Origin of the sequence: Methyloversatilis universalis EHg5 (assembly GCF_000378945.1) — a bacterium.
GTDB lineage: Bacteria > Pseudomonadota > Gammaproteobacteria > Burkholderiales > Rhodocyclaceae > Methyloversatilis > Methyloversatilis universalis_A.
In genome coordinates this window covers 3710710-3735109 of record NZ_KB900539.1, presented here as the reverse complement: position 1 = coordinate 3735109, position 24400 = coordinate 3710710, and the positions used below count along the sequence as shown (strand labels likewise).

The window sequence follows — 24400 nt, the reverse complement described above, 5'->3', positions numbered from 1 at the left end:
GCAGGCAGCTCAGTCCAGAAAGCGCTGCAGCAGCTCGTTCAGGAAGCGGCGCCCCTGCAGCGTCGGCTTCACCCGCCCGCTGTCCAGTTCCAGCAGTCCGGCTTCGCGCGCTTCGAGCAGGCGCGGCATCAGCCGGTCCAGCGTGAGGCCGGTGTGGCGGGCGAACAGGTCAATGTGGAAGCCGTCGTTCAGCCGCGCGGCGTTCATCATGAATTCGAAGGGCAATTCGTCTGCAGTGACCGCGCGCGTGTCCTGCACGAAGTCGCCGCGCGCCGCGCCCTCCAGATAGGCGTTCGGGTGCTTGTGCCGCATGTCGCGGCGGATGCGGTCGTGGAAGCTCAGCTTGCCGTGGGCACCGGCGCCGATGCCGAGGTAGTCGCCGAACTGCCAGTAATTCAGGTTGTGCAGGCACTGCTGGCCCGGCTTTGCGAAGGCCGAGGTTTCGTAATGCACGAAGCCTGCTTCGGCCAGCCGCGCCTCGATCGCCTCCTGCATGTCAGCCGACACGTCGTCGTCCGGCAGTTCGGGCGGCTGCGCGGCGAAGGGCGTGTTCGGCTCCAGCGTCAGGTGGTAGCAGGACAGATGGCTCACGCCGGTGGCGATCGCGGTGTCGAGGTCGGTCAGCGCTTCGGCCAGCGTCTGCTGCGGCAGCGCGTACATCAGGTCGATATTCACCCTCTCGAAGGTGCGCAGCGCGAGTTCGATCGCGCGCCGCGCTTCGCGGGTGTCGTGAATGCGGCCGAGCGCCGCAAGCTGGCGGTCGTCGAAGCTCTGTACGCCGATCGACAGCCGGTTCACGCCGGCGTCGCGGAACCCCTGGAAGCGGTCGGCTTCCACCGTGCCCGGATTCGCCTCCAGCGTGATTTCCGCTTCCGGCGACAGATTCACCCGTGCGCGCACCGCGGTGAGCAGGCGGTCGAGCGCCTCCGGCGTCATCAGGCTGGGCGTGCCGCCGCCGAAGAAAATGGTCTGTACCCGGCGGCCCCAGATGTCGGGCAGCGATGATTCGAGATCGGCGATCAGCGCGTCGATGTAGGCGGCTTCGGGAATGCCGTCGCGCACCGTGTGCGAGTTGAAGTCGCAGTACGGACACTTGCGCACGCACCAGGGGAAGTGGATGTACAGCGACAGCGGCGGCGGTACGGTGAAGGCCGGCGCCTCCGAGGTGGCGGCCAATGCTGCGCCCGCCGTCACCGGCTGCGCGGCGCGCGCCGGCTTCAGCGGGATGACGCGACTCATGACGGAGTCTTGAGCCGGTCGAGCAGGTGGCGCATCGCCGCCGCGCGGTGCGACAGCGTGTTCTTCAGTTCCGGCGCAAGTTCGGCCGCGGTCTGTTCGAGCGTCGGTACGAAGAAGTGCGGGTCATAACCGAAGCCACCTTCACCGCGCGCCTGCGCGATGATTTCGCCATGCCATTCGCCGTCGGCGATCAGCGGCTGCGGGTCGTCGGCCGACCGTACCAGCACGATGACCGAGTAGAAGTGGGCGCGACGGTCGTCCACGCCGTGCAGGTCGGCGATCAGCTTGGCGTTGTTGGCGAGGTCGGATTTCGGTTCGCCGGCGTAGCGCGCTGACAGCACACCCGGCTTGCCGCCGAGCGCGCTCACGCACAGGCCGGAATCGTCGGCCAGTGCCGGCAGCCCGGTTTCGCGTGCCGCGTGACGCGCCTTGGCCAGCGCGTTCTCTACGAAGGTGGGATGCGGTTCTTCCGCTTCGCTGACGCCGAGCGAGCCCTGGGTCACCACCTCGATGCCCAGCGGCGCCAGCATGGCCGACAGCTCGCGCAGCTTGCCGGCGTTATTGCTCGCGAGTACCAGGCGTTCGATCGTCATGGGGTCAGATCTCCAGGGCGCGGCGCTGGGCGGCGATCAGGCCGTTGATGCCGCCTTCGGCCAGATCCATCAGCGCATTCAGTTCGCTGCGGGTGAAGGGCACGCCTTCGGCCGTGCCCTGTACTTCGCACAGGCCGCCGGACGCGGTCATCACCACATTCATGTCGGTGTCGCAGTTCGAATCTTCATCGTAGTCGAGATCGAGCACCGGACGGCCTTCATGGATGCCGACCGACACCGCGGCCACGAGTTCGCGCAGCGGGTTGGCGGGCAGCAGGCCCTTCTTCACCAGACCGGTCAGCGCGTCGTGCAGCGCGACGCAGGCGCCGGTGATCGATGCGCAGCGGGTGCCGCCGTCGGCCTGCAGCACGTCGCAGTCCAGCGTGATCTGGCGTTCGCCCAGCGCGACCAGATCGGTGACCGAGCGCAGGCTGCGGCCGATCAGGCGCTGGATTTCCTGGGTGCGGCCGCTCTGCTTGCCCTTGGCCGCCTCGCGTGCGCTGCGGGTGTGGGTGGAACGCGGCAGCATGCCGTATTCGGCGGTCACCCAGCCCTGGCCCTTGCCGCGCAGGAAGGGCGGCAGGCTTTCTTCCACGCTGGCGGTGCACAGCACGCGGGTGTTGCCCACCTCGATCAGCACCGAACCTTCGGCGTGGCAGGTGAAATTTCGGGTGATGCGCAGGTCGCGCGCCTGATCGGGCCGGCGGCCGCTGGGTCGTGTCACGTCATGGTCCCTTCGAGTATTTGTTGATTGCGGAATTGATTTCCGCGATCGCGGATTCGATTGCCGATTCGTCCCACTCTTCGCGCAGCGAGGCACGGTCGCCGAAGCTTTCGATCACCGTGGTGTGGCGGTCGAGCGGCAGTGTCTTGGTGGTGACCGCGCCGCGCGGTTCGTCGGCGTCGGCGTAGCTGTCGTGCCAGTTCAGGGCCACCGTGGTCAGGTTGTCGGCGGTTTCGCCGCCGGTGGTCTCGGCCAGATCCATCAGCCGCGGCACTGCGGTCATCACGTCCGGATTGTCGAAGGCCTTCAGCAGCGCTTCGTTGCCCAGCGGACCCCACACGCCGTCGCTGCACAGCAGTATGGTGTCGCCGGCCAGCAGCGGGGTCTTGCGCGAGTACTCGATCTGCGGGGCGATCGGGCCGCCGAGACAGCTGTAGATGCGGTTGCGGTGCGGGTGGGTGGCGGCGCCGTCCTCGTCCAGCAGGCCGCGATCGATCATGCGCTGCACCCGCGAGTGGTCGCGCGTCTGCGTCATCACGTGGCCGGCGCGCAGCACGTACAGCCGCGAATCACCGGCGTGCGCCCAGTAGGCGACCGAATCCTGGATCACGCAGGCGACACAGGTGGTGCGCGGGCCGTCCTCCAGATCGCGTTCGTCCGCGTAGTCGAGGATGGCGCAGTGCGCGTTGGTCAGCCCGCGCGACAGGAACAGGAAGGGGTCGTTCAGCCGCGGCTTGGCTTCGCGCTGGAAGGACTCGACCAGGTACTGCACCGCGATCTGCGCCGCCACCTCGCCCTGGAAGTGGCCGCCCATGCCGTCGGCGACCACCAGCAGCAGCGCATCGCGCGAATACGAGTAGGCCATGCGGTCCTGGTTGGACTTGCGCTTGCCGATCCGGCTGTCCTGAAAGATGGTGAATCTCATTTGCTCATCCAGGTGCTGAAGCGGCTGAACTGCGCGCGTACGCGGTCGAGCCAGTGATCGGCGTTGCGCGGCGATGCGGCAGCGGCCTGGGCGACCAGCGCCTCTTCATGTTCGCGGTCCCAGGTGGCGAGCGCCTTCTGCAGCGCGAACACGCTCTGCGGCCGCTTCAGGTGATTGAGCTGCATGCACAGGTCTATGGTTTCGAGCAGCTGTTGCGAGTACTGGCCTATCCAGCGCTCGGAAGCGAGGATGACCGTGTCGTTTTCCATGCGCTGATCGGCCGCCTGCGGCGGTCCGCCGGACAGGCAGGCATACATGCTGGCACCGATGCTGTAGATGTCGCTCCAGGGGCCGAGAAGGTCGCGGTTGCGGTAGTGCTCCGGTGCGGCGAAGCCCGGCGTGTACATCGGCTTCAGCATCGGCGTATCGACCATCAGCGTATTGCGTGCGGCGCCGAAATCGATCAGCACCGGCGAGCCGTTGTTGCGCAGGTAGATGTTGGACGGCTTGATGTCCAGGTGCAGCAGCTTGTGCGCATGCACTTCGCGCAGGCCGTTGAGCAGGCGGGTGAACACGTAGCGGATGAAGCTTTCGCGTATCTCGCCGCGCCGGCGCGTGATGTAGTCCTGCAGCGTGCGGCCGCGCTCGTAGCGCATGACCATGTAGACGGTTTCGTTGGCGCGGAAGAAGTTCAGCACGCGGACCACGTTCGGATGGTTCAGCCCGGCCAGCGTGCGGCCTTCCTCGAAGAAGCACTTCATGCCGTAGCGGAAGGCCGGCAGGAATTCCTCGGGAATGTTCGGCTTGATATGCCCCTCTTCCCGCAGCGCCAGCGCGTTCGGCAGGTATTCCTTGATCGCCACCGGCGTGTTGTCGCGGTCGTACGCCAGATAGACGATGGAAAACCCGCCCAGGCTCAGTTGGCTGTGGATGCGGTAATGATCGAGTTCAAAGCCCGGCGGCAGGGCGCAATTGACTTGTGGGGGCATTCTGCGGGCCGCTATGATCCTTGTTTCGGCGCGATTCTGGGCGTTCGCCCACGGGCTGTAAAGCGGGCCTGCCCGCGCTTCCCGGCACCGGCAAGGCGTTCCGGGGAGCATTCCGGGCGGAACGATTCATCGACAGGGGACATACGGGTGGCAGGCAGCATACACAGCATGACCGGTTTCGCGACCGTTGCAGTCAGTGTCGGCGGGGCGACGCTCAATCTTGAGCTGCGAACGGTCAATTCCCGTTTCCTCGACCTGCATTTCCGGCTGCCGGACGAATTGCGGGTGATCGAACCGCTGCTGCGCGAACAGATCACCGCTGCGCTGGCCCGCGGCAAGGTGGATTGCCGCGGCGGTCTGCAGGCGGGCGGCGAAGCCGCGCGCGAACTGGCGCTCAACCCGCAGCTGCTGGCCCAGCTGGTGTCGCTTGGTGACGCGGTGCGTAAGGCGCTGCCGCAGGCGGCGCCGCTGTCGGTGGCCGAAGTGCTGCGCTGGCCCGGCATGCTGGGCGACGACGCCATTCCGGCCGACGCGCTGAGCGAGGCCGGTGGCCGTGCCATCCGCCAGGCGCTGGCCGATCTGACCGCCTCGCGTGGCCGCGAAGGCGTGCGACTGGCCGCCATCCTGATGGAGCGCGTGGTGCGCATGCGCGAACTGGTGGCCCAGGTCACGCCGCGGGTGCCCGAAGTGGTGCGCGACTACCAGGCGAAACTGGTGCAGAAGCTGCAGGAAGCCATCGGCAGCGCCGACGACGAGCGCATCCGCACCGAAGTCGGCCTGTTCGCGGTGCGCATCGACGTTGCCGAGGAACTGAACCGGCTAAGCGCCCATCTGGATGAGGTGGAGCGCATTCTCGCCAAGGGCGGCAGCGCTGGTAAACGGCTCGATTTCCTGATGCAGGAACTGAACCGCGAAGCCAATACGCTGGCGTCGAAATCGGTCGCGGCCGATGTGAGCGGGGTGGCGATGGAGCTCAAGATCCTGATCGAACAGATGCGCGAGCAGGTGCAGAACATCGAGTGAGGCGGCGCGCGCCGCCTGTGTGTCACGCCGGCCGCGGCATGCGGGCCGGCATTCAGCAAAGTCCTTCAGGTCCAGCAGTCATGAGTTCTCGCGGCGTCCTTTTCATCGTCAGCGCACCGTCCGGTGCAGGCAAGACCACCCTGGTGCGGGGTCTGCTCGAACGCGAGCCGCAGATCGGGCTGTCGATCTCGCACACCACGCGCGCGCCGCGTCCGGGCGAGGTCGATGGCGTGGCTTACCACTTCATCAGCGTCGAGCGTTTCGAGGCGATGCGCGAAGCCGGCGACTTCCTGGAGTGGGCGCATGTGCACGGCAATTTCTATGGCACGTCTCGCCGCTGGCTGGACGAGCGGCTGAACGCCGGCCACGATGTGCTGCTCGAAATCGACTGGCAGGGCGCGCAGCAGGTGCGTGCGCAGTTTCCGGAGGCGGTGAGCCTGTTCGTGCTGCCGCCCTCGTTCGAGGCGCTGGCGCAACGCCTGACCGGGCGCGGCTCCGACGCGCCCGAGGTCATAGAACGCCGGCTGGCTGCCGCACGCGAGGAGATCGGTCATCTTCGGGAGTTCGATTTCGTTATAATCAACAACATACTGAGCCAGGCGCTGGACGAAATGGTCGCGGTTGCGCGCGCTGCGCGGCTGCTCCGTTCGAGCCAGATGGCCCGGAATCCCGAATTTTTCCAATCCCTGGGTGTGAATTGATATGGCACGCATTACCGTTGAAGACTGTCTGAAGCGCATTCCGAACCGTTTCCAGCTCACGCTGGCCGCCACCTACCGCGCCCGCCAGCTGTCCGCCGGCAGCACGCCGCAGGTCGATGGCGACAAGGACAAGCCGACCGTGGTCGCGCTGCGTGAGATCGCCGCCGGCAAGGTCGGCGTGGAAATCCTGAACCGGGGTCAGGCCTGATGAGGCCGGGCTGTCAGCGCTGAGTGGATCATCCGACCGGTGGATAAATTCATCATGCCCACTCCGGTCGCCCACATCCCGCCTGCACAGCCCCTGGCCGGTCTCGGACCGGCCGCTGACAACGACGCCGATGCCGGCACCCCGCCGGCGCCCTGTCCGACGCTGGCCGATCTCGAACGCCTGATCGCCGGCATTTCCGGCTACCTCCGCGAAGAGGACGTGCAGCGCGTGCGCGATGCGTACGCGATGTCGGCGACCGCTCACGCCGGCCAGTTCCGGATGAGCGGCGAGCCCTATGTTTCGCACCCGCTCGCGGTCGCGGAAATCCTGTCGGGCTGGCATCTCGATTCGCAGGCGCTGTGCGCCGCGCTGCTGCACGACGTGATGGAAGACACCGCCATCACCAAGGCCGAGATCGCCGAGCGCTTCGGCAAGGTGGTGGCGGAACTGGTCGATGGCGTGTCCAAGCTGGACAAGATCGAGTTCCAGTCCAAGGAAGACGCGCAGGCGGAAAATTTCCGCAAAATGCTGATGGCGATGGCGCGCGACGTGCGCGTCATCCTGATCAAGCTGGCCGACCGCACCCACAACATGCGCACGCTGGGTTCGATGCGGCCTGACAAGCAGCGCCGCATCGCCCGCGAAACGCTGGAAATCCACGCGCCGATCGCCAACCGGCTGGGCCTGCACGCGGTGTACCGCGAACTGCAGGACCTCTCCTTCCACGCCATGCATCCGATGCGTTACCGGGTGCTGGAGCGGGCGATGAAGGCGGCGCGCGGCAACCGGCGCGAGGTGGTGGGCAAGATTACCGAAGCCATCCGCACCCGCCTGCCTGAGCGTGACATCGAAGCCGATGTGTTCGGCCGCGAGAAGAGCCTGTACTCCATCTTCCGCAAGATGCGCGACAAGCACCTCACCTTCTCCCAGGTGCTGGACATCTACGGTTTCCGCGTCGTGGTGACGGACGTGCCGCACTGCTATCTCGCGCTGGGCGCGCTGCACGCGCTGTACAAGCCGGTGCCGGGCAAGTTCAAGGACTACATCGCCATCCCGAAGGCGAATGGCTACCAGTCGCTGCACACCACGCTGATCGGTCCGTTCGGTACGCCGGTCGAAGTGCAGATACGCACCTCCGAGATGCACCAGATCGCGCAGAACGGTGTCGCGTCGCACTGGCTGTACAAGGACAGCGAACAGTCGCTGGACGACCTGCAGGCCAACACCCACCGCTGGCTGCAGTCGCTGCTCGAACTGCAGAGCTCGGCGCCGGATTCGGCGGAATTCCTCGAACACGTGAAGATCGACCTGTTCCCGGGCGAGGTCTACGTGTTCACGCCCAAGGGCAAGATCATGTCGCTGCCGCGCGGCGCGACCGCAGTCGATTTCGCCTACGCGGTGCATACCGACGTCGGCCACTGCTGCGTCGCCTGCCGCATCAACCAGGAACTGATGCCGTTGCGCAGCGAGCTGAACAGCGGCGATCAGGTGGAAATCATCACCGCCACCCATCCGAATCCGAACCCGGCCTGGCTGGGCTACGTGAAGACTGGCAAGGCGCGTGTGCAGATCCGCCATTTCCTGAAAACCATGCAGGTCGAGGAATCAGCCCAGCTCGGCGAGCGCCTGCTCACCCAGGCGCTGCGCCAGTTCGGCGTGACGCCGGACGAGATCGGCGACGCCTCGTGGGCGCAGTGGCTGGAGACTGCGGAAGTGAAAAGCCGCAAGGAAGCGCTGGCCGACATCGGGCAGGGCAAGAGCTCGGCCACCTTCGTCGCGCGCAGCCTGCTCAAACTGCAGACCGCGAGCGAACAGCGCGGCACGCCGCTGGACACGCCGGAAAGCGCACTGCTCATCCGCGGTTCCGAAGGCATGGCGGTACAGATTGCGCGCTGCTGTCAGCCGATACCGGGCGACCCCATCGTCGGCCAGCTGCGGGTGGGCTCCGGCCTGATGATCCACGCGCACGATTGCCCCACGCTGCGTCGCAACCGCAAGGACGGTGACCAGTGGGTGGACGTCGAGTGGGAGCGCGACAGCAGCCGCGTGTTCGAGGTGGGCATCCGCGTCATTGCGGCCAACAAGCCCGGCGTGCTGGCCAAGGTCGCCTTCGAGATCGCCGAGTGCGGCGCCAACATCCAGAATGTGGGCATGGAGGAGGACGGCAGCCTCTATACCCAGATCCACTTCACGCTGCAGGTGACCGACCGCGTCCACCTCGCACGCATCATGAAGGGCCTGCGCCGCGTACCCGAGGTGGTGCGCATCGCGCGCGTCCGCGCCGGTGACAGTGCGGACCCGGCCCGCAAGACGAACTGAGCAGATCCATCCTTCCAACGGAGTTTCACGTGGCAGATTACGAATCCGATCACACGCGCTTCATGCGCGAGTACCTCGAAAAGCACCCGGAACAGGTCGACGAGCAACGCCGTGGCCGCGCGCTGTGGTGGGACAAGCCGCAGGATCTGGAAGCCCAGCGCCGCTTCAACGAAGCGCGCGTGGCACAGAAGGCCTACCCGTACCAGACCGATCTGAACCCGTCCGACACGCACTGAACCGCCGCCCGGCGGTGTTTCCTGCATGAGTCTGTTCGACCAGCCGCTGGCCATCGTCGACCTTGAAACCACCGGTGGCGACCCGCGCGCCGACCGGGTGACCGAGGTCGGCGTGGTGCTGATCGACGGCGGCGTGCGGCGGGAATGGTCCAGCCTAGTCAATCCGGGCGTGCCCATTCCGCTGTCCATCCAGCGCTTCACCGGCATCACCGACGACATGGTGGCGGGCGCACCGCGTTTTGCCGATCTGTCGGAAGAGCTGGCCGCGCTGCTGCACGGCCGGCTGTTCATCGCGCACAACGCGCGTTTCGACCACGGCTTCCTGCGCAACGAATTCGCCCGCGTCGGGCTGGATTTCTCGCCACGGGTGCTGTGCACGGTGCGTCTGTCGCGTGCGCTCTATCCGCAGTTTCCGAAGCACGGGCTGGACGCGCTGATGGCGCGCTTCGACCTGCACTGCGATGCGCGCCACCGCGCCATCGGCGACGCGCGGGTGGTGCGCGATTTTCTGGACATCGCTGTCCGCGACTTTCTGCCGGCGGCGATCGAGGCGGCGATGGACAAGGCCGGCCGCGTTGCCGCCACGCCGCCCGGGCTGAGCCCCGGCGCGCTGGACGACATTCCGGACGCACCCGGCGTATACCTTTTCTACGGTGAGCCGCCGGCCAGCACCGATCTGCTGCCCGCCGCGGCCGAACTGCCGCTCTATGTCGGCAAGAGCCGCAGCCTGCGTTCGCGCGTGCTGGCCCACTTCACCGGTTCGCACAAGGGCGGTCAGGCCGCGCGCATGCTGCGCGAAACCCGGCGCGTCGACTGGATCGAAACCGCGGGCGAACTGGGCGCACTGCTGCTGGAAGCCCGGCTGGTGAAGCAGTTGCAGCCGCTGTACAACAAGCAGCTGCGGGCGTCGGGCCCGGCGGTAGCGCTGGCGCTGCGCGGCGGGCCGGGCAACGAGGTGGTCGCCGGTGAGGCGGCGCTCACGCTGGTTGAGCTGGATCGCGTCGCGCCACAGCAGCTGGCCGGCCTGTACGGCCCCTTCCGTTCCCGCCGTGACTGCATGACCGCGCTGCGCGAAATGGCCACCGCCTGGCAGCTATGCCCCAAGCGCATCGGCCTGCAGGGCTTCGAGCGGCGCACCGCTGCCTGCGTGAACGTGCAGGTGAAGCGCTGCCGGGGCGTGTGCTGCGGGCGGGAGGATCCGCGTCAGCACGATCTGCGGCTGATGAGCGCACTGGATGGCCTGAGGATGCCGGAATGGCCTTGGGCCGGGCGGGTGGCGTTGCGCGAACGGCGGCCCGGCAGCACGCGCAGCGAGCGGCACTGGCTGCAGCACTGGTGCTATCTGGGCAGCGGCGGTGATGGCGAAGCTTCGTCGCCGCCGGTGGCTGATGCGCGCTTCGATTACGACCACTACCGCATCCTGCGCCGCCATCTCGACGGCCTGCCAGCCGACGCGGTCGACACCGTCTGAGCCCGCTCAGCGGCCGGTCAGGGTGCGCCGGAGATCGGCCAGCGGCATCGGTCGCGCGAACAGATAGCCTTGCCCTTCATCGCAGCCGAGCCGGGTCAGCAGATCGGCCTGTTCCGCCAGTTCGATGCCTTCCGCGATGGTCTTCATGCGCAGCGAGCGTCCGAGCGCCAGCATGGCGTCCATCATCGCGCGTGCGTCGTCGTTCTCGGTGAGGTCGAGCACGAATGAGCGGTCTATCTTGATACGGTCTATCGGCAGGCCGCGCAGCACGCTCAGCGACGAGTAGCCGGTGCCGAAGTCGTCGATGCTGATCGACACGCCCAGTCGCTTGAGCGCATCGAGGATGCCGGCACTCTGTTCGATCACCTGCACCGTCGATTCGGTGATTTCAAGCTCGAGCGCTTCGGCCGGAAAGCCGGTTTCGGTCAGCACTTCGAGCACCTGAGCGACGAAATCGTCGCGCAGGAACTGGCGTACCGACACGTTCACCGCCAGCCGCATCTGCCGGCCTTCGCCGTCCGGCAGGCCGACGATGTCGCGGCAGGCGCGGCGCAGCACCCACAGGCCCAGCGCCTCGATGATGCCGCTTTCTTCCGCCACCGGAATGAAACGCGCCGGCGCCACCATGCCGAGGTCCGGATGCGGCCAGCGCACCAGTGCCTCGACGCCGACTCGTTGCCGGTCACTCAGCCGCAGCTGCGGCTGGTAGTGCACCTCCAGCGCGTCGGACTCGATGGCACGACGCAGGCCCTGTTCCATCTGCATGCGTTCGTGGGTGCGTTCCGACATGTCTTCGGTGAAGAACTGATAGCGGTTGCGTCCCTGCGACTTGGCCGAATACATCGCGATGTCGGCCGCGCGCATCAGCACGTTGCGGTCGCTGCCGTGGTCCGGGAACACCGCAATGCCGATGCTGGCCGAGATACGGATCTGTTCGTCGCCGAGGTCGAAGGGCTCGCGCAGCGCCGTGAGTATCTTGACCGCGAGATGCGAGGCGTCCTCCGGCTGGGTGCCGCCGGTCAGCACCACGAACTCGTCGCCGCCAAGCCGGGCCAGCGTGTCGCTGCGCCGCAGCGAGGCACGCAGCCGCTGCGCCACGCCGCGCAGCAGGTCATCGCCGATGGCGTGCCCCAGCGTGTCGTTGACCACCTTGAAGCTGTCCAGATCGAGAAAGAGCAGGGTGCAGCGCTGCTGCGCGCGGCGGGCGTGTTCGATCGCGCGTTCGAAACGGTCGTCGAACAGCAGCCGGTTGGGCAGATCGGTCAGCGCGTCGTGGTGAGCCAGGTGGTTCAGTTTTTCTTCCGCGCGGTGGATGGCGGTGAAGTCGGAAAAGGCGGCGACGAAGTGGGTCACCCGGCCGTCGTCACTGCGCACCGCGCTGATGCTCTGCCAGGCCGGAAAGTATTCGCCCGATGCGCGCCGGCACTGCACTTCGCCCTGCCAGTAGCCATTGCCCGACGGTGCGATCAGGGCTGCATAGAAAGCATCGCCGTGACCAGTGCCGAGCACCGTGTCCGGATCCAGCCCCAGCACCTCGTTCTCGTGGTGGCCGGTGATGCGCGTGCAGGCGGCGTTGATCGCGCTGATGCGGCGCTGCGCGTCGGCGATCACGATGGCTTCGGCGGTGGTGTGGAACACCACGCTGGACTGGCGCAACCTGTCCTCGTCGCGGCGTCGCTGGGTCACGTCCTGCAGGATGCCGACAATGCGCCGTTCGCCACTTGGGTCGCCATAGGCGCGCGCGTGCGCTTCCAGCCGGCGCGCGCCGCCGTTGCCCACGGTGCGGAACTCGATGCGCACCGGATCGCCGTGCGCCAGCGCGGCGTTCAGCGTGTCGGCCACCCGCCCGCGGTCCGCCTCGTCCACCCGTGACTGGAAGGTGTCCCACGACTCGTCCAGCGGCACCGGGCGTTCGCCGAACAGCCCGGTCAGGTGGCCTTCGCCATGCAGCTCCATCGAATCGCCGCGCCACTCGAGCACGCCCAGCGAGGCGGCGTCGAGCGCCTGCTTGAACAGCTGCTCGTTGCGTTCGACGCTGACTTCCACCGCGCGCCGTGCCAGCGCCATCTGTATCGTCGCGTGCAGCTCGCGTGCCTCGCACGGCTTTACCAGATAGCCGAAAGGGCGGCAGTCGAGCGCCCGGCGCAGGGTGTCGTCCTCGGCATAGGCGGTCAGGAACACCACCGGCACCCGGTGCCGCGCCTGTATCTGCAGTGCCGCTTCGATGCCGTCCAGCGGGCCTTCCAGGTGGATGTCCATCAGTACCAGATCGGGCGCCACTTCGGCCACCCGATGCACCGCCTGTTCGCCGCTGGCCAGCACCGCGCCGACCCGGTAACCGAAAGACTGCAGCTGGTTCTTCAGGTCGAAGGCGATCACCCGTTCGTCCTCGACCAGCATCAGATTGATCGGCAGCGGAGCGTTCATGGCGTACCTCGCGATGTGGGCGCCGAGGGGAAGGTGATGCGGTAATGGGCGCCGCTGTCCGGCTCTATCTGCAGTGCGCCGTGCAGCTGGTCGACCAGCAGCGGCACCAGCTGCAGTCCGAGCGATTTCACCGTGGCCAGATCGAAGTCCGGTGGCAGGCCGACGCCGTTGTCGCGCACCCTCAGCGTCACCTGTCCGTCATGGCTGGATACCGCGACCGTGATGTCGCCCTGGCGCGGTTCCGGAAAAGCGTGCTTGAAGGCGTTGGTGACCAGTTCGTTGACCAGCAGGCCGCAGGGCACGGCGCGCTCAAGATCGAGGTATACCGGACTGGCCGGCCGGTCGAGCCGCAGTTCGACCCGGTCCGATCCGCTGCGGTAGGTGCCGCGCAGCAGCTGCGACAGCCGGTTGATGTAGTCGCCCAGATCGACGCGCGAGAAATCCTTGCGTTCGTACAGCAGCTGGTGGGTCAGCGCCATCGCCCGCACCCGGTTCTGGCTTTCGTTCAGGATGTCGCGCACCCGCGGGTCGTCGACGTTGTTCGCCTGCAGGTTCAGCAGGCTGGTGATGACCTGCAGGTTGTTCTTCACCCGGTGGTGCACTTCGTTCAGCAGCACCGTCTTTTCCTGCAGGGCCTGTTCGAGTACCTGCTGCGCGCGCCGCCGCTCGGTGATGTCCACGATGGACGCCAGCACCAGCATGCCGCGTCCGGTGTCCATCGGATTCAGACCGATCTCGACCGGAAATTCGCTGCCGTCGGCCCGGCAGGCGAACAGATCGCGTCCGGCGCCCATCGGACGCGGGCTGGGCGAGGTCAGGAAGCTGTGGCGGAAGGCGGCGTGGTGGGCGCGGGCGGCGGAGGGCACCAGCAGATCGACCGAGCGGCCGACCAGCGCGGACCGGGGATAGCCAAACAGGCGCTCGGCCTGCTGGTTCACCAGCACGATCATGCCCTCTCCGTCGACCAGCACCATGGCGCTGGGCGCGTACTCGACGACGCGACGGAAAGCATCGTCGCTCATCTGCGGCATCGAGGCGTCATCCGGCCCGGATGTCAGGTCAGTCCGAGTATCCATCGGTCATCCTCCCTGTGCCGTCGATCCGACAGCCTCATTTATTCTGGATGCCGCGTCGGGTCATGACAAGGCCGTGCCGCATGGGTATCTGTCCCACAAACGAAAAACCCCGCCGAAGCGGGGTTTCCGTGCTGCAGGCAGATGCCCGGATCAGGCTTCCGGGTCGTACATGCAGTGCTTGATCTTGTGGCGGTTGGCGATCAGTTCGTCGGCGGTCGGCTTGCCGGTCATGGCGCGGCTGATCGCGATCTTCATCGCTTCGTAGTTGGTGCGGTACAGATCCTTCATGTCCAGGTTGGGGTCCTTGACCGCATTCGGGTCCAGCCACACCAGGTCGATGATGACCAGTTCGTCCACCAGTTCCTTCGGGATGACGCCTTCAGCCACGCTGTCGACGACCGCGTCGGCGGTGGCCGACTGCACCACGCCGCCCAGCAGTTCGACGGTGCGCGAATTCTTGATCGTGACCTTGGGCACCATCATGGTGGCCGGCTTGGCCATCTGGTTGCAGTCGCGCACGGCGAGCATGCGGGTGTGACCGGCGGTCTGGCCCATCATCTGGGCGAAGGCCTGGCCGACCGGGCCGTCGATCGAGCCGATGACGATTTCCGGCATGGCGTCGGTGAATTGACCTTCCTTGGCGAAGACGGTGGCTTCACCGACCTTCATCACGATACGTTCGGACATTTCATTTCCTTTGGCAGTGTGTTCAGTTCGTTGGCGGACCCCGGAAGCGCGGGGCGCTGGCATCGGGGCAGGGCTCAGCCGCCGCGAAGTTTAGCGCGCATGCGGTCGATTTCACGCCGCTGGGTCTTGGTCGGCCGTCCGTGCAGCATCTGTGTCGGTTCCGGAGCAAGTCGTCGCTGTTCGCGCTCCCGTTCGCGCCGCTGCAGGCTGTCTTCGGTCTCCTGATACAGCGTGCGCGCCTCCTCCGCCGGACCGCGCCGGCCGGACAGCGCCCGCACCACCACGCTGTAGCGCACTTCGGCGGTCTGGATGTCCAGCCGGTCGCCCACCCGCACTTCGCGCGACGGTTTGGCGCGCGCGTCGTTCAGATGGATGCGGCCAGCGTCGATCGCGTCCGAGGCCAGCGTGCGGGTCTTGAAGAAGCGCGCCGCCCACAGCCATTTGTCCAGCCGCAGGCGTCCGCCCCCTGCGTCATCGTCCTCGCGTTCGGGCTTGCGGCTCACGGCAGCAGGCGTTCCCCGGCGTACAGGTCCTCGATGCGCTCGCGGGCACGGATCAGATGCATTGACTCGCCATCCACCATCACCTCGGCGGCGCGCGCACGGGTGTTGTAGTTCGAGCTCATGGTCATGCCGTAGGCGCCGGCCGAGAAGATGGCGACCAGGTCTTCCTGTTCCACCGCCAGTTCACGGGCACGACCGAGGAAGTCGCCGCTTTCGCACACCGGGCCGACCACGTCATAGGTGTCCGCCTTGCCGCGCGGACGTACTTCGGCGATGCGATGGTAGGCGTCGTACAGCGCCGGACGGGCGAGGTCGTTCATGGCCGCGTCGATGATGGCGAAATTGCGTTCCTCGCCACGTTTCAGGTACTCCACCTTCGACAGCAGCACGCCGGCGTTGCCCACCAGAGAGCGGCCGGGTTCGAGCAGCAGGCGTTCCTTGCGGCCGGCCAGCACCGCCAGCAGCGGCGCCAGATAGTCGCGGGTGGCCGGCACCGTCTCGTCGTCGTAGCGGATGCCGAGGCCGCCGCCGAGGTCGAGGTGACGCAGTTCGATGCCGTCGCGGTTCAGCGCTTCGGCCAGCGCAACAACCTTGCCTGCGGCTTCAGCCACCGGCGCCGGGTCCAGCAGCTGCGAGCCGATGTGGCAGGCGATGCCGCGTATTTCCAGCTGTGGCAGCTTCGTGGCTTCGAGATAGATGCGATGCGCGTCGGCGATCGGTACGCCGAACTTGTTGCACTTCAGGCCGGTGGAAATGTAGGGGTGGGTTTTCGGATCGACATCCGGATTCACCCGCAGCGCGATCGGCGCGCGCTTGCCCAGGCTGGCCGCCACTTCGGCCAGACGGTGCAGTTCGGCTTCCGACTCGACGTTGAAACAGTAGATGCCGTGTGTCAGCGCGGCGCGCATTTCGTCGCGCGTCTTGCCGACGCCGGAGAACACCACCTTGCCCGGATCGCCGCCGGCGGCGATCACGCGCGCCAGTTCGCCACCGGACACGATGTCGAAACCGGTGCCCAGCCGCGCGAACACATTCATGATCGCCAGGTTGGAATTGGATTTCACCGCGTAGCACAGCATGGCATCGCGGCCGGCCAGTGCCTCTGCGTAGGCGGCGTGCGCCTCGGTCAGCGCCGCACGGCTGTAAACGAAGGTGGGCGTACCGTGCTCGGCTGCGATGCGCTCCAGCGCAACGCCTTCGGCGTACAGCGCGCCGTCGCGGGATTCGAAATGCTTCATTGCTTGACGGCCTTGTTAGTATCTTGGGGTGCAGATGCGGGCGACGGCTTGGCGGCAGCCGGCTGGCTGCCCGGCTTGGGCGGCATGGTCAGCGGCCCTTTGGTGCCGCAACCCGCAAGCGCCAGGGTCAGTGCGGCGAGCCGCACGAGAGGACTGGAAAACATGGTGGATGGCCGGAACATGAATGAGAGTGAATTTAACAAATTGGCCGATGCGACGCTGGCCGCGATCGAAAGCGCGATCGAAGCCAGCGGCGCCGGCATCGATTACGAACTGCAGGCTGGCGGCGTGCTGGAACTGGAGTTCGAAGACGGCTCCAAGATGGTGATCAATCGCCACGGCGTTGCGCAGGAAATCTGGGTGGCGGCGCGCTCCGGCGGTTTTCATTTCCGGGCCGACGGCGGCCGCTGGGTGGGCACGCGCGACGGCAAGGACCTGATGCAGGCACTGGAAGAACTGCTCAGCCAGCAGGCCGGCGAGCCGGTGAAGCTGACAGTCTGACGCCCTGCGGTTGTGACGGCGCTGGCAGGCTGGCGCCGGGTACGATGTGGCCGCTGGGCGAGGGCCCCGGCGCCGGGGGCTGCAGTTCGCCTTCGGAGGCCGGGCCTTCCGGCTCGCCGGGCAGCGAGGACGGCGCGGGCGGCAGATGTTCCTGATACATCAGGTCGCTGCGCGGATGGCCCTTGCTGTCCACGCCGGCATCGATGCTGATCAGACCGTCGGGCAGGGTCTGCTGCATTTCCGGCACGTCCTTCAGTGCGTTCCGCATGTACTCCACCCACATCGGCAGCGCCGCCGAACCGCCGGTTTCGCCGCGGCCGAGCGAGCGCGGCGTGTCGAAACCGATCCAGGCAATCGCCACCAGCGAGGGCTGGTAGCCGCAGAACCAGGCGTCGATGTAGTCGTTGGTGGTACCGGTCTTGCCGGCCAGATCGCCGCGCTTGAGCGTGAGCGCCCGGGTGGCGGTGCCGCGGCGCACCACGTCCTGCATCATCGAGTCCATCAGGTAGGCGTTGCGGGCGTCAATCACGCGCAGCGAGTCGTCGCCGGCCGCGCGCGGCGTGAAGCGGGCGAGCACCCGGCCTTCGCTGTCGGTGATTTCCTTGACCACATACGGCTCGACCCGGAAGCCGCCGTTGGCGAATACGGCGTAGGCCGAGGCCATCTGCCAGGGCGTGACCGAACCGGCGCCGAGCGCCATCGTCAGGTAGGGCGGGTGGCGTGCCGCGTCGAAACCGAAGCGGGTGACGTAGTCCTGCGCATAGCGGGTGCCGATCGAGCGCAGCATCCGGATGGACACCATGTTCTTCGACTTCGCCAGCGCGGTGCGCAGCGAGATCGGGCCGTCGTACTTGCCGTCGTAGTTCTTCGGCTGCCAGCTCTGGCTGCCGGTTTCACCGGCCGACACCACCAGCGGCGTGTCCTCTTCCACCGTGGCCGGGCCGTAGCCCTTTTCCAGTGCCGCGGAGTAGATGAAGGGCTTGAAGCTGGAGCCCGGCTGGCGCCAGCCCTGGGTGACGTGGTTGAACTTGTTGCGGTTGAAGTCGAAGCCGCCGACCAGCGCGCGCACCGCGCCGTCCTGGCTGTCGATTGAGATCAGGGCAGCCTCCACTTCCGGCATCTGAGCCAGGGTCCAGCCCAGCTTCGCGTCCTGCATCACCCGCACCACTGCGCCGCGGCGCAGCTTGCGCGCGGCCGGCGCCTTGTCGTCCAGCATGGCCTTGGCGAACTTGATCGCATCGCCGTTCAGCGCAATCACCTCGCCACCGCGCTTGTACACCTTGAGTGCGGTCGGGCTGGCGGCCAGCACGACCGCGGCGTGCAGGCCGGCCGCGTCCGGCACGTCCTGCAGCAGATCGTCCAGCACCTCGTCGTCGTCGCTGTTCACGTCCTTCATGTCGACGAAGCTCTCGGCGCCGCGGTAGCCGTGGCGACGGTCGTAGTCGAACACGCCGCGCCGCACCGCCTGGATGGCGGCGTCCTGGTCGTCGCGCCGTATCGTGGTGACCACCCGCAGGCCGAGCGAATAGGCGGTATCGCCGAAGCGCTCGACCGCCATCTGGCGGGCCATTTCGGCGACGAAATCGGCCGGCTGGTGGCCGGCGGCAATCGGGCTGCTGTCGCGCTTCACCGCAAGCGGCTGATCGACCGCGGCCTTGCGGGTGGCTTCATCGATATAGCCCAGTTCGGCCATGCGCCGCAGCACATAGGCCTGGCGCAGTGCGGCCCGCTTCGGATTCACCACCGGATTGTATTTTGACGGCGCCTTGGGCAGTCCGGCCAGCATCGCGGCTTCCGCGACGCTAATGTCCTTCAGATTCTTGCCGAAATAGGCTCTGGATGCGGCGGCGAAGCCGTAGGCGCGCTGACCGAGATAGATCTGGTTGATGTAGAGCTGGAGTATCTGGTCTTTTGTCAGGCTGTTCTCGATTTTGAACGCCATCAGCGCTTCATACACTTTCCGTCGCAAAGTCCGTTCGCTCGACAGGAAGAAGTTGCGCGCGACCTGCATGGTGATGGTACTGGCGCCCTGGCTGCGGCCGCCGCTGGTGAGGTTGCTGATCGCGGCGCGGGCGATGCCCATGTAGTCGATGCCGGAGTGCTGGTAGAAGCGTTCGTCCTCGGCGGCGATGATGGCGTGCTTGAGGGAATCAGGGACCTGTTCGATCGGTACGACCGAGCGCCTTTCCTCGCCGAATTCGCCGATCAGGTGGCCGTCGGCGCTGAACACGCGCAGCGGAATCTTGGGGCGGTAGTCGGTCAGGATGTCCAGCGAAGGCAGCTGGGGGTAGGCGAGCAGCACGACGATGAGTGCAAGCGCTGCGCCGATGGCTGCCAGACCTGCAAATGCGGCCAGCGGATAGACGAACCAGCGGAATTTGGAAGGCAAAGGGAGGGGTGTCCGGAGCGGGTTGGAAGGCCAAATTATAGCCGGCGCACCGTGCGAAGCTTCTCGTTACGCTTACCCAAAATCTGTTTACTTGTCGATACCTTGCTGCTAGCATCTTAATGTAATTTGTCAGTATTGGGCCTAATCCACTGTCTTTAAAGGAAAAAGCTTGGCTTTCGACCTGTCGATATTCAACCCAGGAGCGCGTCCCCTTATGGGGCTTGACGTGTCGTCCTCGGCGGTCAAGCTGGTCGAGCTGTCCCGGACAGCGAAAGGCGAGTACCGCATAGAGCGCTACGCGATCGAGAATCTGCCGCGCGATTCCGTCGTGGACGGCAACATCGCCAAGCTCGAGGATGTGGCTGACGCCGTACGCCGGGCCTGGAAACGCATGGGCACCTCGACCCGCAACGTTGCGCTCGCTCTGCCGGCCGCAGCCGTCATCACCAAGAAGATCATCGTTCCGGCCAACCAGCGCGAGCAGGAGCTCGAAGTGCTGGTCGAGTCGGAAGCCAACCAGTACATCCCCTTCCAGCTCGACGAGGTGAATCTCGACTTCCAGGTGGTCGGGCCGGCGCCCGGCAATCCGGATGAGGTCGAAGTGCTGATCGCCGCTTCGCGCAAGGAAAAGGTGGAAGACCGCGTGGCAGTGGCTGAAGCCGCCGGACTGCGCGCGGTGGTGGTCGATGTCGAGTCCTACGCGGCACAGGCGGCATTCGAACTGGTCGAAAAGCAGCTGCCCGAAGGCGGCAAGGACACCAACATCGTGCTGGTCGACGTCGGCGCCAACGTGATGAACGTGATCATCCTGCGCAACGACCAGCCGGTGTATTCGCGCGAACAGGCTTTCGGCGGCTACCAGCTCACCCAGGACATCATGCGCAACTACGGCATGACGCCGGAAGAGGCGGAAGCGGCCAAGCGCACCAACACGCTGCCGGAAAACTACGAGAACGACCTGCTCAGGCCCTTCATGGACAACCTTGCGCTGGAAGTGTCGCGTGCCTTGCAGTTCTTCTTCACTTCGACCCAGTACAACAGCGTGGACCACATCGTGCTGGCCGGCGGCTGCTCCATCATTCCGGGCCTCGACGAAGTCGTGGCCAACCGGACCCAGGTCGAAACCCGTGTCGCCAATCCTTTCGTCGATATGCAGCTGTCGCAGGCGGTGACCGCCAAGCGGCTCAGCCAGGACGCGCCCTCGCTGCTGGTGGCGTGCGGACTCGCGCTCAGGAGGTTCGACGCATGATACGCATCAACCTTCTGCCGCACCGCGAAGAGAAGCGCAAGGCGCGGCGCCAGCAGTTTTACGCACTGTCCGGCCTGACTTTGGTGCTGGGCGGCCTCATCGTCGTGCTGGTGAACGGCATCATCGGCGGCTATGTGTCGGCGCAGGAAGAGAAGAATGCCTTCCTGAAGACCGAAATCGCTGCGCTCGACAAGTCGATCGACGAAATCAAGCGCCTGCGCGAACAGACCGAGGCGCTGCTGCAGCGCAAGCGCGTGATCGAGTCGCTGCAGGGCAACCGGTCCGAGGCGGTCGGGCTGTTCAATGAGCTGGCCAAGAACGTGCCCGAAGGCGTCTATCTGAAAAAGGTGGCGCAGCAGGGCAACAAGATCAATCTGGTCGGTTACGCACAGTCGAACGCCCGGGTGTCCAGCCTGATGCGCAATCTCGAGTCGTCCCCGCTGCTGGAGCGGCCAGTGCTGATCGAAATCAAGAGCGCTACGGTGGACAAGCGGCGCATGAGCGAATTCAGCCTGGATCTCTACATCACGCGCGCTGCCGACAGCCCTGATGCCGCCAAGGGGCAGAAGACATGAAGCAGATCCAGATGCCGCAGATCGATTTTGCGCGGATCGCCGACGATTTCCGGAACCTTGACCCCAAGGATGTCGGTAACTGGGCGGCTGCGCCCAAGGTGGCGGTGCTGCTTGGCCTGTTCATCGCTACGCTGGTGGCCGGCTGGTGGTTCATGTGGGACCCGCAACGGGTCGAGCTCGAACAGAAGCGCCAGGAAGAAACTTCGCTGAAGGACGAGTGGCTGAACAAGAAGCGCCAGGCGGTGAATCTTGAGCAATACCAACAGCAGCTGGCCGACATTGACAAGTCCTTCGGCGCGCTGCTGAAGCAGCTGCCGAACCGGGCGGAGATGGAATCGCTGCTGGTCGACATCAGTCAGGCCGGTCTGAGCCGCGGCCTGCAGTTTGAAATCTGGAAGCCGGGCGCCGAGGCGGTCAAGGACTTCTACGCCGAAATGCCCATCACCATCCGGGTGGTCGGCGGTTATCACGACCTTGGCAACTTCGCCGGTGACGTGGCCAAGCTTTCACGCATCGTGACCCTGGGTTCGATGACGGTGGATGCCGGCAAGGATGGTCTGAAGATGGACGCGGTCGCGACCACCTACCGCTACCTGGACGACGAGGAAATCGCACGTATCAAGCGTGAGAAGGCCGAGCACGCGAAGGGGGCGAAGAAATGAAGCGCGTCCTGTTGGTCGCGGCCGTGTGTGGTGGACTGGCCGGGTGCAATTCCGAGGATCACGGCGATCTGCGCGCGTGGATGGAAGAAAACACCCAAGGTCTCAAGGGCCAGGTCAAGCCGCTGCCCGAAATCAAGCCTTCGGTCATCGTTACCTACGAAACCGGGGCGCTGATCGAACCGTTCAGCGCCCAGAAGATAGAACCCGAGCGCAAGAAGGGCGCCGGCGGCGGCAGCGGGCTCATGCCCGACCTCGACCGTCGCAAGGAGCCGCTCGAACAGTATCCGCTCGACACACTGGCCATGGTCGGTGTGCTTGAACAGGGCAAGGCGGTGTATGCGCTGGTCAAGGCCGATGCCACCCTGCACCGGGTGCGCGCCGGCAACTATCTCGGGCAGAACTTCGGTGTCATTACCGGCATCACCGGCGATGGCATCACCTTGAAGGAAATCGTTCAGGACGCGGACGGCGAGTGGGTCGAACGTACCAGTACGCTCCAGTTGCAGGAGCAGGAGGCAAAGAAATGAATTTCGTCCGCAAACTTGTTGCCGCGCTCTGCGTGCTGGCAGCCGGACTGGTTCCGGCGGCAGTGCTCGCCCAGGCGCAGCCAAACAGCATCGAAGCCGTGCTGGTATCCCAGCAGGGGGGGAGGTGCTGGTCAAGGTCACGACCAAATCCGAACTGAAGGCGGTGCCCGCCAATTTCAGCGTTGCATCTCCGGCCCGGGTCGCCTTCGATTTCCCGGCCACCAGCAACGCGCTCGGTCGTTCGTCGCAGCTGGTGAATGAAGCGCATCTGCGCAGCTACAACGTGGTCGAGGTGGGTGACCGTACCCGTCTGGTACTCAACCTGAACAAGCTGTCGTCCTTCAACACGCGCCTGTCGGGCCGAGACCTGTACATCAGCCTGGCCACCCCGGCCAACTCAGAGGCGGTGACGCAGAGCGAGAAGAGCGCGCGTTTCGCCGAACCGACCTCGGCCGAAGCCGTGCAAACCCTGCGCAACGTCGGTTTCCGCCGCGGCAAGGATGGAGAGGGTCGTGTCGTGGTCGAGCTGTCCGATCCGAACACTGGCATCGACATCCGTCAGCAGGGCACCAAGCTGGTGGTCGATTTCCTGCGCGCCTCGGTGGCTGAAGAGTTCATCAAGCGCTACGACGTGACCGACTTCGGTACGCCGGTGACCCAGATGGAAGTGGTGCGCTCCGGTGCCAACACCCGTCTGACCGTCACGCCCAACGGCCTGTGGGAACACAACGCCTACCAGAGCGAAAACCAGTTCATCCTGGAAGTGAAGCGTCTGGTCGAAGACCCGAACAAGCTGGTGCAGGGCAGCAAGCCGGGCTATCAGGGCGAGAAGCTGTCGCTGAACTTCCAGAACATCGACGTGCGCTCGGTGCTGCAGGTGATCGCCGACTTCACCGACAACAACATCATTACCTCGGACACGGTGGGTGGTTCGCTCACGCTGCGTCTGAAGGACGTGCCCTGGGATCAGGCGCTGGACATCATTCTCGATGCCAAGGGCCTGGACAAGCGCAAGACCGGCAACGTGATCTGGATTGCGCCGCGTGACGAGCTGTCGGCCAAGGAAAAGCTGGCGCTGGAAAGCCAGCAGCAGGTGAGCGAGCTGGAGCCGCTGCGCACCGAAACCTTCCAGCTGAACTATCACAAGGCCGACGTTCTCTATAAGGCGATCTCGGACGACAAGGACAAGCGCTTCCTGTCCAAGCGCGGTTCCATCGTGATGGACACCCGCACCAACAAGCTCATCGTGACCGACATCGCGAGCCGGCTTGAGGACATCCGCCGCATCCTGATCGAGCTGGACATTCCGACCCGCCAGGTGCTGATTGAGGCGCGCATCGTTGAGGCGAACGAAGACTTCGCGAAGAACCTCGGTGCCCGGATCGGCATCAACCAGACCCAGGCAGGCTCTGCCCGTATCGGCCGCGCCGGCCTGAATATTGGCGGTTCGATCGCCGACACCGGTTTCAATACCGGTCAGGTGCAGACCACACCCAACTTCCTGACCGACACGCTGGGCACCAACCTGAGGGCGTCCAACATCAGCGGTCGTACGCCGGGTCAGCTGTCCTTCGTGCTGTTCAATTCGGCCGCCACCCGTTTCCTGAACCTGGAACTGTCGGCCCTGGAGCAAGACGGCAAGGGCAAGGTGATTTCCAGCCCGCGCGTCATGACCTCGGACCAGAACGAGGCGTTGATCGAGCAGGGTGTGGAAATTCCTTACCAGCAGGCCACCAGTTCGGGTGCCACCAGCATTTCCTTCCGCAAGGCCAATCTGGCGCTGAAGGTGAAGCCGCAGATCACGCCTGACGGCCGTGTGCAGATGGCGCTGGATGTGAACAAGGACACCCCGAACACCCAGCTGGCCACCGGCGCCGGTGTGGCCATCGACACCAAGCACGTCAAGACCGACGTGCTGGTCGAGAACGGCGGCACCGTGGTGATCGGCGGTATCTATACGCAGGAAGAGCGTCGCACCCAGACCCGCGTGCCCTTCCTCGGTGACCTGCCTTACGTCGGCTTCCTGTTCCGCAATACGGAAACCCGCGACAACCGCGCAGAACTGCTCATCTTCGTCACGCCGCGCATCGTCAGCGACAACCTCACGCTGCGCTGATCTCGGCAATCATCCATCGAAG

Annotated in this window: 24 protein-coding genes; 12 read left to right on the top strand and 12 right to left on the bottom strand. The window is 65.7% G+C overall.

All coding sequences use genetic code 11. The features are described 5' to 3' along the window. Positions 1-9: 9 nt before the first annotated feature. The 5 genes from hemW to METUNV2_RS0116910 are packed head-to-tail and all read right to left on the bottom strand — an operon-like array spanning position 10 to position 4470. Complete coding sequence (gene hemW, locus METUNV2_RS0116930) at positions 10-1239, bottom strand: radical SAM family heme chaperone HemW (protein WP_018230667.1); 1230 nt, start codon at positions 1237-1239, stop codon at positions 10-12. Then, positions 1236-1832, bottom strand: coding sequence for an RdgB/HAM1 family non-canonical purine NTP pyrophosphatase (gene rdgB, locus METUNV2_RS0116925; RefSeq protein ID WP_018230666.1), 597 nt, complete (start codon positions 1830-1832; stop codon positions 1236-1238). The genes hemW and rdgB overlap by 4 nt, the downstream gene beginning before the upstream one ends. A 4-nt stretch (positions 1833-1836) precedes the next feature. Next, positions 1837-2556: a ribonuclease PH gene (gene rph, locus METUNV2_RS0116920; RefSeq protein WP_018230665.1), complete on the bottom strand. Its 720-nt coding sequence runs from the start codon at positions 2554-2556 to the stop codon at positions 1837-1839. Position 2557: 1 nt separating this feature from the next. After that, the gene (locus METUNV2_RS0116915; protein WP_018230664.1) at positions 2558-3481 is read right to left on the bottom strand and encodes a PP2C family protein-serine/threonine phosphatase; all 924 of its coding nucleotides are present in this window, start codon (positions 3479-3481) and stop codon (positions 2558-2560) included. Beyond that, the gene (locus tag METUNV2_RS0116910; RefSeq protein WP_018230663.1) at positions 3478-4470 is read right to left on the bottom strand and encodes a serine/threonine protein kinase; all 993 of its coding nucleotides are present in this window, start codon (positions 4468-4470) and stop codon (positions 3478-3480) included. The genes METUNV2_RS0116915 and METUNV2_RS0116910 overlap by 4 nt, the downstream gene beginning before the upstream one ends. 168 nt (positions 4471-4638) lie before the next feature. Between METUNV2_RS0116910 and METUNV2_RS0116905 the strand changes: the two genes are divergently transcribed. The 6 genes from METUNV2_RS0116905 (at position 4639) to METUNV2_RS0116880 (ending at position 10428) form a co-directional block, all read left to right on the top strand. Next, positions 4639-5493 (top strand): YicC/YloC family endoribonuclease, encoded by an 855-nt coding sequence (locus METUNV2_RS0116905; RefSeq protein ID WP_018230662.1) that lies wholly within the window; start codon positions 4639-4641, stop codon positions 5491-5493. A gap of 80 nt (positions 5494-5573) precedes the next feature. Further along, a complete protein-coding gene (gene gmk, locus METUNV2_RS0116900) occupies positions 5574-6194 on the top strand; it encodes a guanylate kinase (protein WP_018230661.1) in 621 nt (206 codons plus the stop codon). Position 6195: 1 nt separating this feature from the next. Beyond that, entirely contained in the window at positions 6196-6402 is a 207-nt protein-coding gene (gene rpoZ / locus METUNV2_RS0116895) for a DNA-directed RNA polymerase subunit omega (protein ID WP_018230660.1), read from the top strand. Between the two features lie 54 nt (positions 6403-6456). Beyond that, entirely contained in the window at positions 6457-8721 is a 2265-nt protein-coding gene (locus tag METUNV2_RS0116890) for a RelA/SpoT family protein (protein WP_018230659.1), read from the top strand. Between the two features lie 29 nt (positions 8722-8750). Continuing rightward, a complete protein-coding gene (locus tag METUNV2_RS0116885) occupies positions 8751-8957 on the top strand; it encodes a DUF3460 family protein (protein ID WP_018230658.1) in 207 nt (68 codons plus the stop codon). Between the two features lie 25 nt (positions 8958-8982). Continuing rightward, positions 8983-10428, top strand: a complete 1446-nt coding sequence (locus METUNV2_RS0116880; RefSeq protein WP_018230657.1) for an exonuclease domain-containing protein — start codon at positions 8983-8985, stop codon at positions 10426-10428. 6 nt (positions 10429-10434) lie between these two features. Here METUNV2_RS0116880 and METUNV2_RS0116875 read toward each other — a convergent pair whose 3' ends face one another. From METUNV2_RS0116875 to lptM, 6 genes are all read right to left on the bottom strand, one after another. Next, positions 10435-12855: a two-component system response regulator gene (locus tag METUNV2_RS0116875; RefSeq protein WP_018230656.1), complete on the bottom strand. Its 2421-nt coding sequence runs from the start codon at positions 12853-12855 to the stop codon at positions 10435-10437. Beyond that, positions 12852-13931, bottom strand: coding sequence for a sensor histidine kinase (locus METUNV2_RS0116870; protein WP_026188245.1), 1080 nt, complete (start codon positions 13929-13931; stop codon positions 12852-12854). Before METUNV2_RS0116870 ends, METUNV2_RS0116875 begins: the two co-directional genes overlap by 4 nt. Before the next feature lie 150 nt (positions 13932-14081). Further along, entirely contained in the window at positions 14082-14618 is a 537-nt protein-coding gene (gene fae, locus METUNV2_RS0116865) for a formaldehyde-activating enzyme (protein ID WP_018230654.1), read from the bottom strand. Between the two features lie 74 nt (positions 14619-14692). After that, positions 14693-15121, bottom strand: a complete 429-nt coding sequence (locus tag METUNV2_RS0116860) for an RNA-binding S4 domain-containing protein (RefSeq protein WP_018230653.1) — start codon at positions 15119-15121, stop codon at positions 14693-14695. Further along, positions 15118-16359 carry a diaminopimelate decarboxylase gene (lysA, locus tag METUNV2_RS0116855; RefSeq protein ID WP_018230652.1) on the bottom strand — a complete coding sequence of 414 codons (1242 nt, stop codon included), beginning with the start codon at positions 16357-16359 and terminating at the stop codon, positions 15118-15120. The genes METUNV2_RS0116860 and lysA overlap by 4 nt, the downstream gene beginning before the upstream one ends. Next, on the bottom strand, positions 16356-16523 hold the full coding sequence (gene lptM, locus METUNV2_RS19710; RefSeq protein ID WP_081618554.1) for an LPS translocon maturation chaperone LptM: 168 nt from the start codon (positions 16521-16523) through the stop codon (positions 16356-16358). Before lptM ends, lysA begins: the two co-directional genes overlap by 4 nt. Here lptM and cyaY point away from each other — a divergent pair. Next, positions 16444-16860: an iron donor protein CyaY gene (gene cyaY, locus METUNV2_RS0116850; protein WP_232415703.1), complete on the top strand. Its 417-nt coding sequence runs from the start codon at positions 16444-16446 to the stop codon at positions 16858-16860. The two genes, lptM and cyaY, sit on opposite strands and share 80 nt — an antisense overlap. Here the strand turns inward: cyaY and METUNV2_RS0116845 are convergent. After that, positions 16820-19249 carry a penicillin-binding protein 1A gene (locus tag METUNV2_RS0116845; protein WP_018230650.1) on the bottom strand — a complete coding sequence of 810 codons (2430 nt, stop codon included), beginning with the start codon at positions 19247-19249 and terminating at the stop codon, positions 16820-16822. The genes cyaY and METUNV2_RS0116845 overlap by 41 nt on opposite strands. Positions 19250-19463: 214 nt before the next feature. Between METUNV2_RS0116845 and METUNV2_RS0116840 the strand changes: the two genes are divergently transcribed. From METUNV2_RS0116840 to METUNV2_RS19265, 5 genes are all read left to right on the top strand, one after another. Beyond that, positions 19464-20498: a pilus assembly protein PilM gene (locus tag METUNV2_RS0116840; RefSeq protein WP_018230649.1), complete on the top strand. Its 1035-nt coding sequence runs from the start codon at positions 19464-19466 to the stop codon at positions 20496-20498. After that, positions 20495-21073 (top strand): PilN domain-containing protein, encoded by a 579-nt coding sequence (locus METUNV2_RS0116835; RefSeq protein ID WP_018230648.1) that lies wholly within the window; start codon positions 20495-20497, stop codon positions 21071-21073. The genes METUNV2_RS0116840 and METUNV2_RS0116835 overlap by 4 nt, the downstream gene beginning before the upstream one ends. Beyond that, on the top strand, positions 21070-21735 hold the full coding sequence (locus METUNV2_RS0116830; protein WP_018230647.1) for a type 4a pilus biogenesis protein PilO: 666 nt from the start codon (positions 21070-21072) through the stop codon (positions 21733-21735). Before METUNV2_RS0116835 ends, METUNV2_RS0116830 begins: the two co-directional genes overlap by 4 nt. Continuing rightward, positions 21732-22262, top strand: a complete 531-nt coding sequence (locus METUNV2_RS0116825; RefSeq protein WP_018230646.1) for a pilus assembly protein PilP — start codon at positions 21732-21734, stop codon at positions 22260-22262. Before METUNV2_RS0116830 ends, METUNV2_RS0116825 begins: the two co-directional genes overlap by 4 nt. 124 nt (positions 22263-22386) lie before the next feature. Beyond that, on the top strand, positions 22387-24378 hold the full coding sequence (locus METUNV2_RS19265) for a type IV pilus secretin PilQ (protein ID WP_018230645.1): 1992 nt from the start codon (positions 22387-22389) through the stop codon (positions 24376-24378). Positions 24379-24400 lie beyond the last annotated feature (22 nt).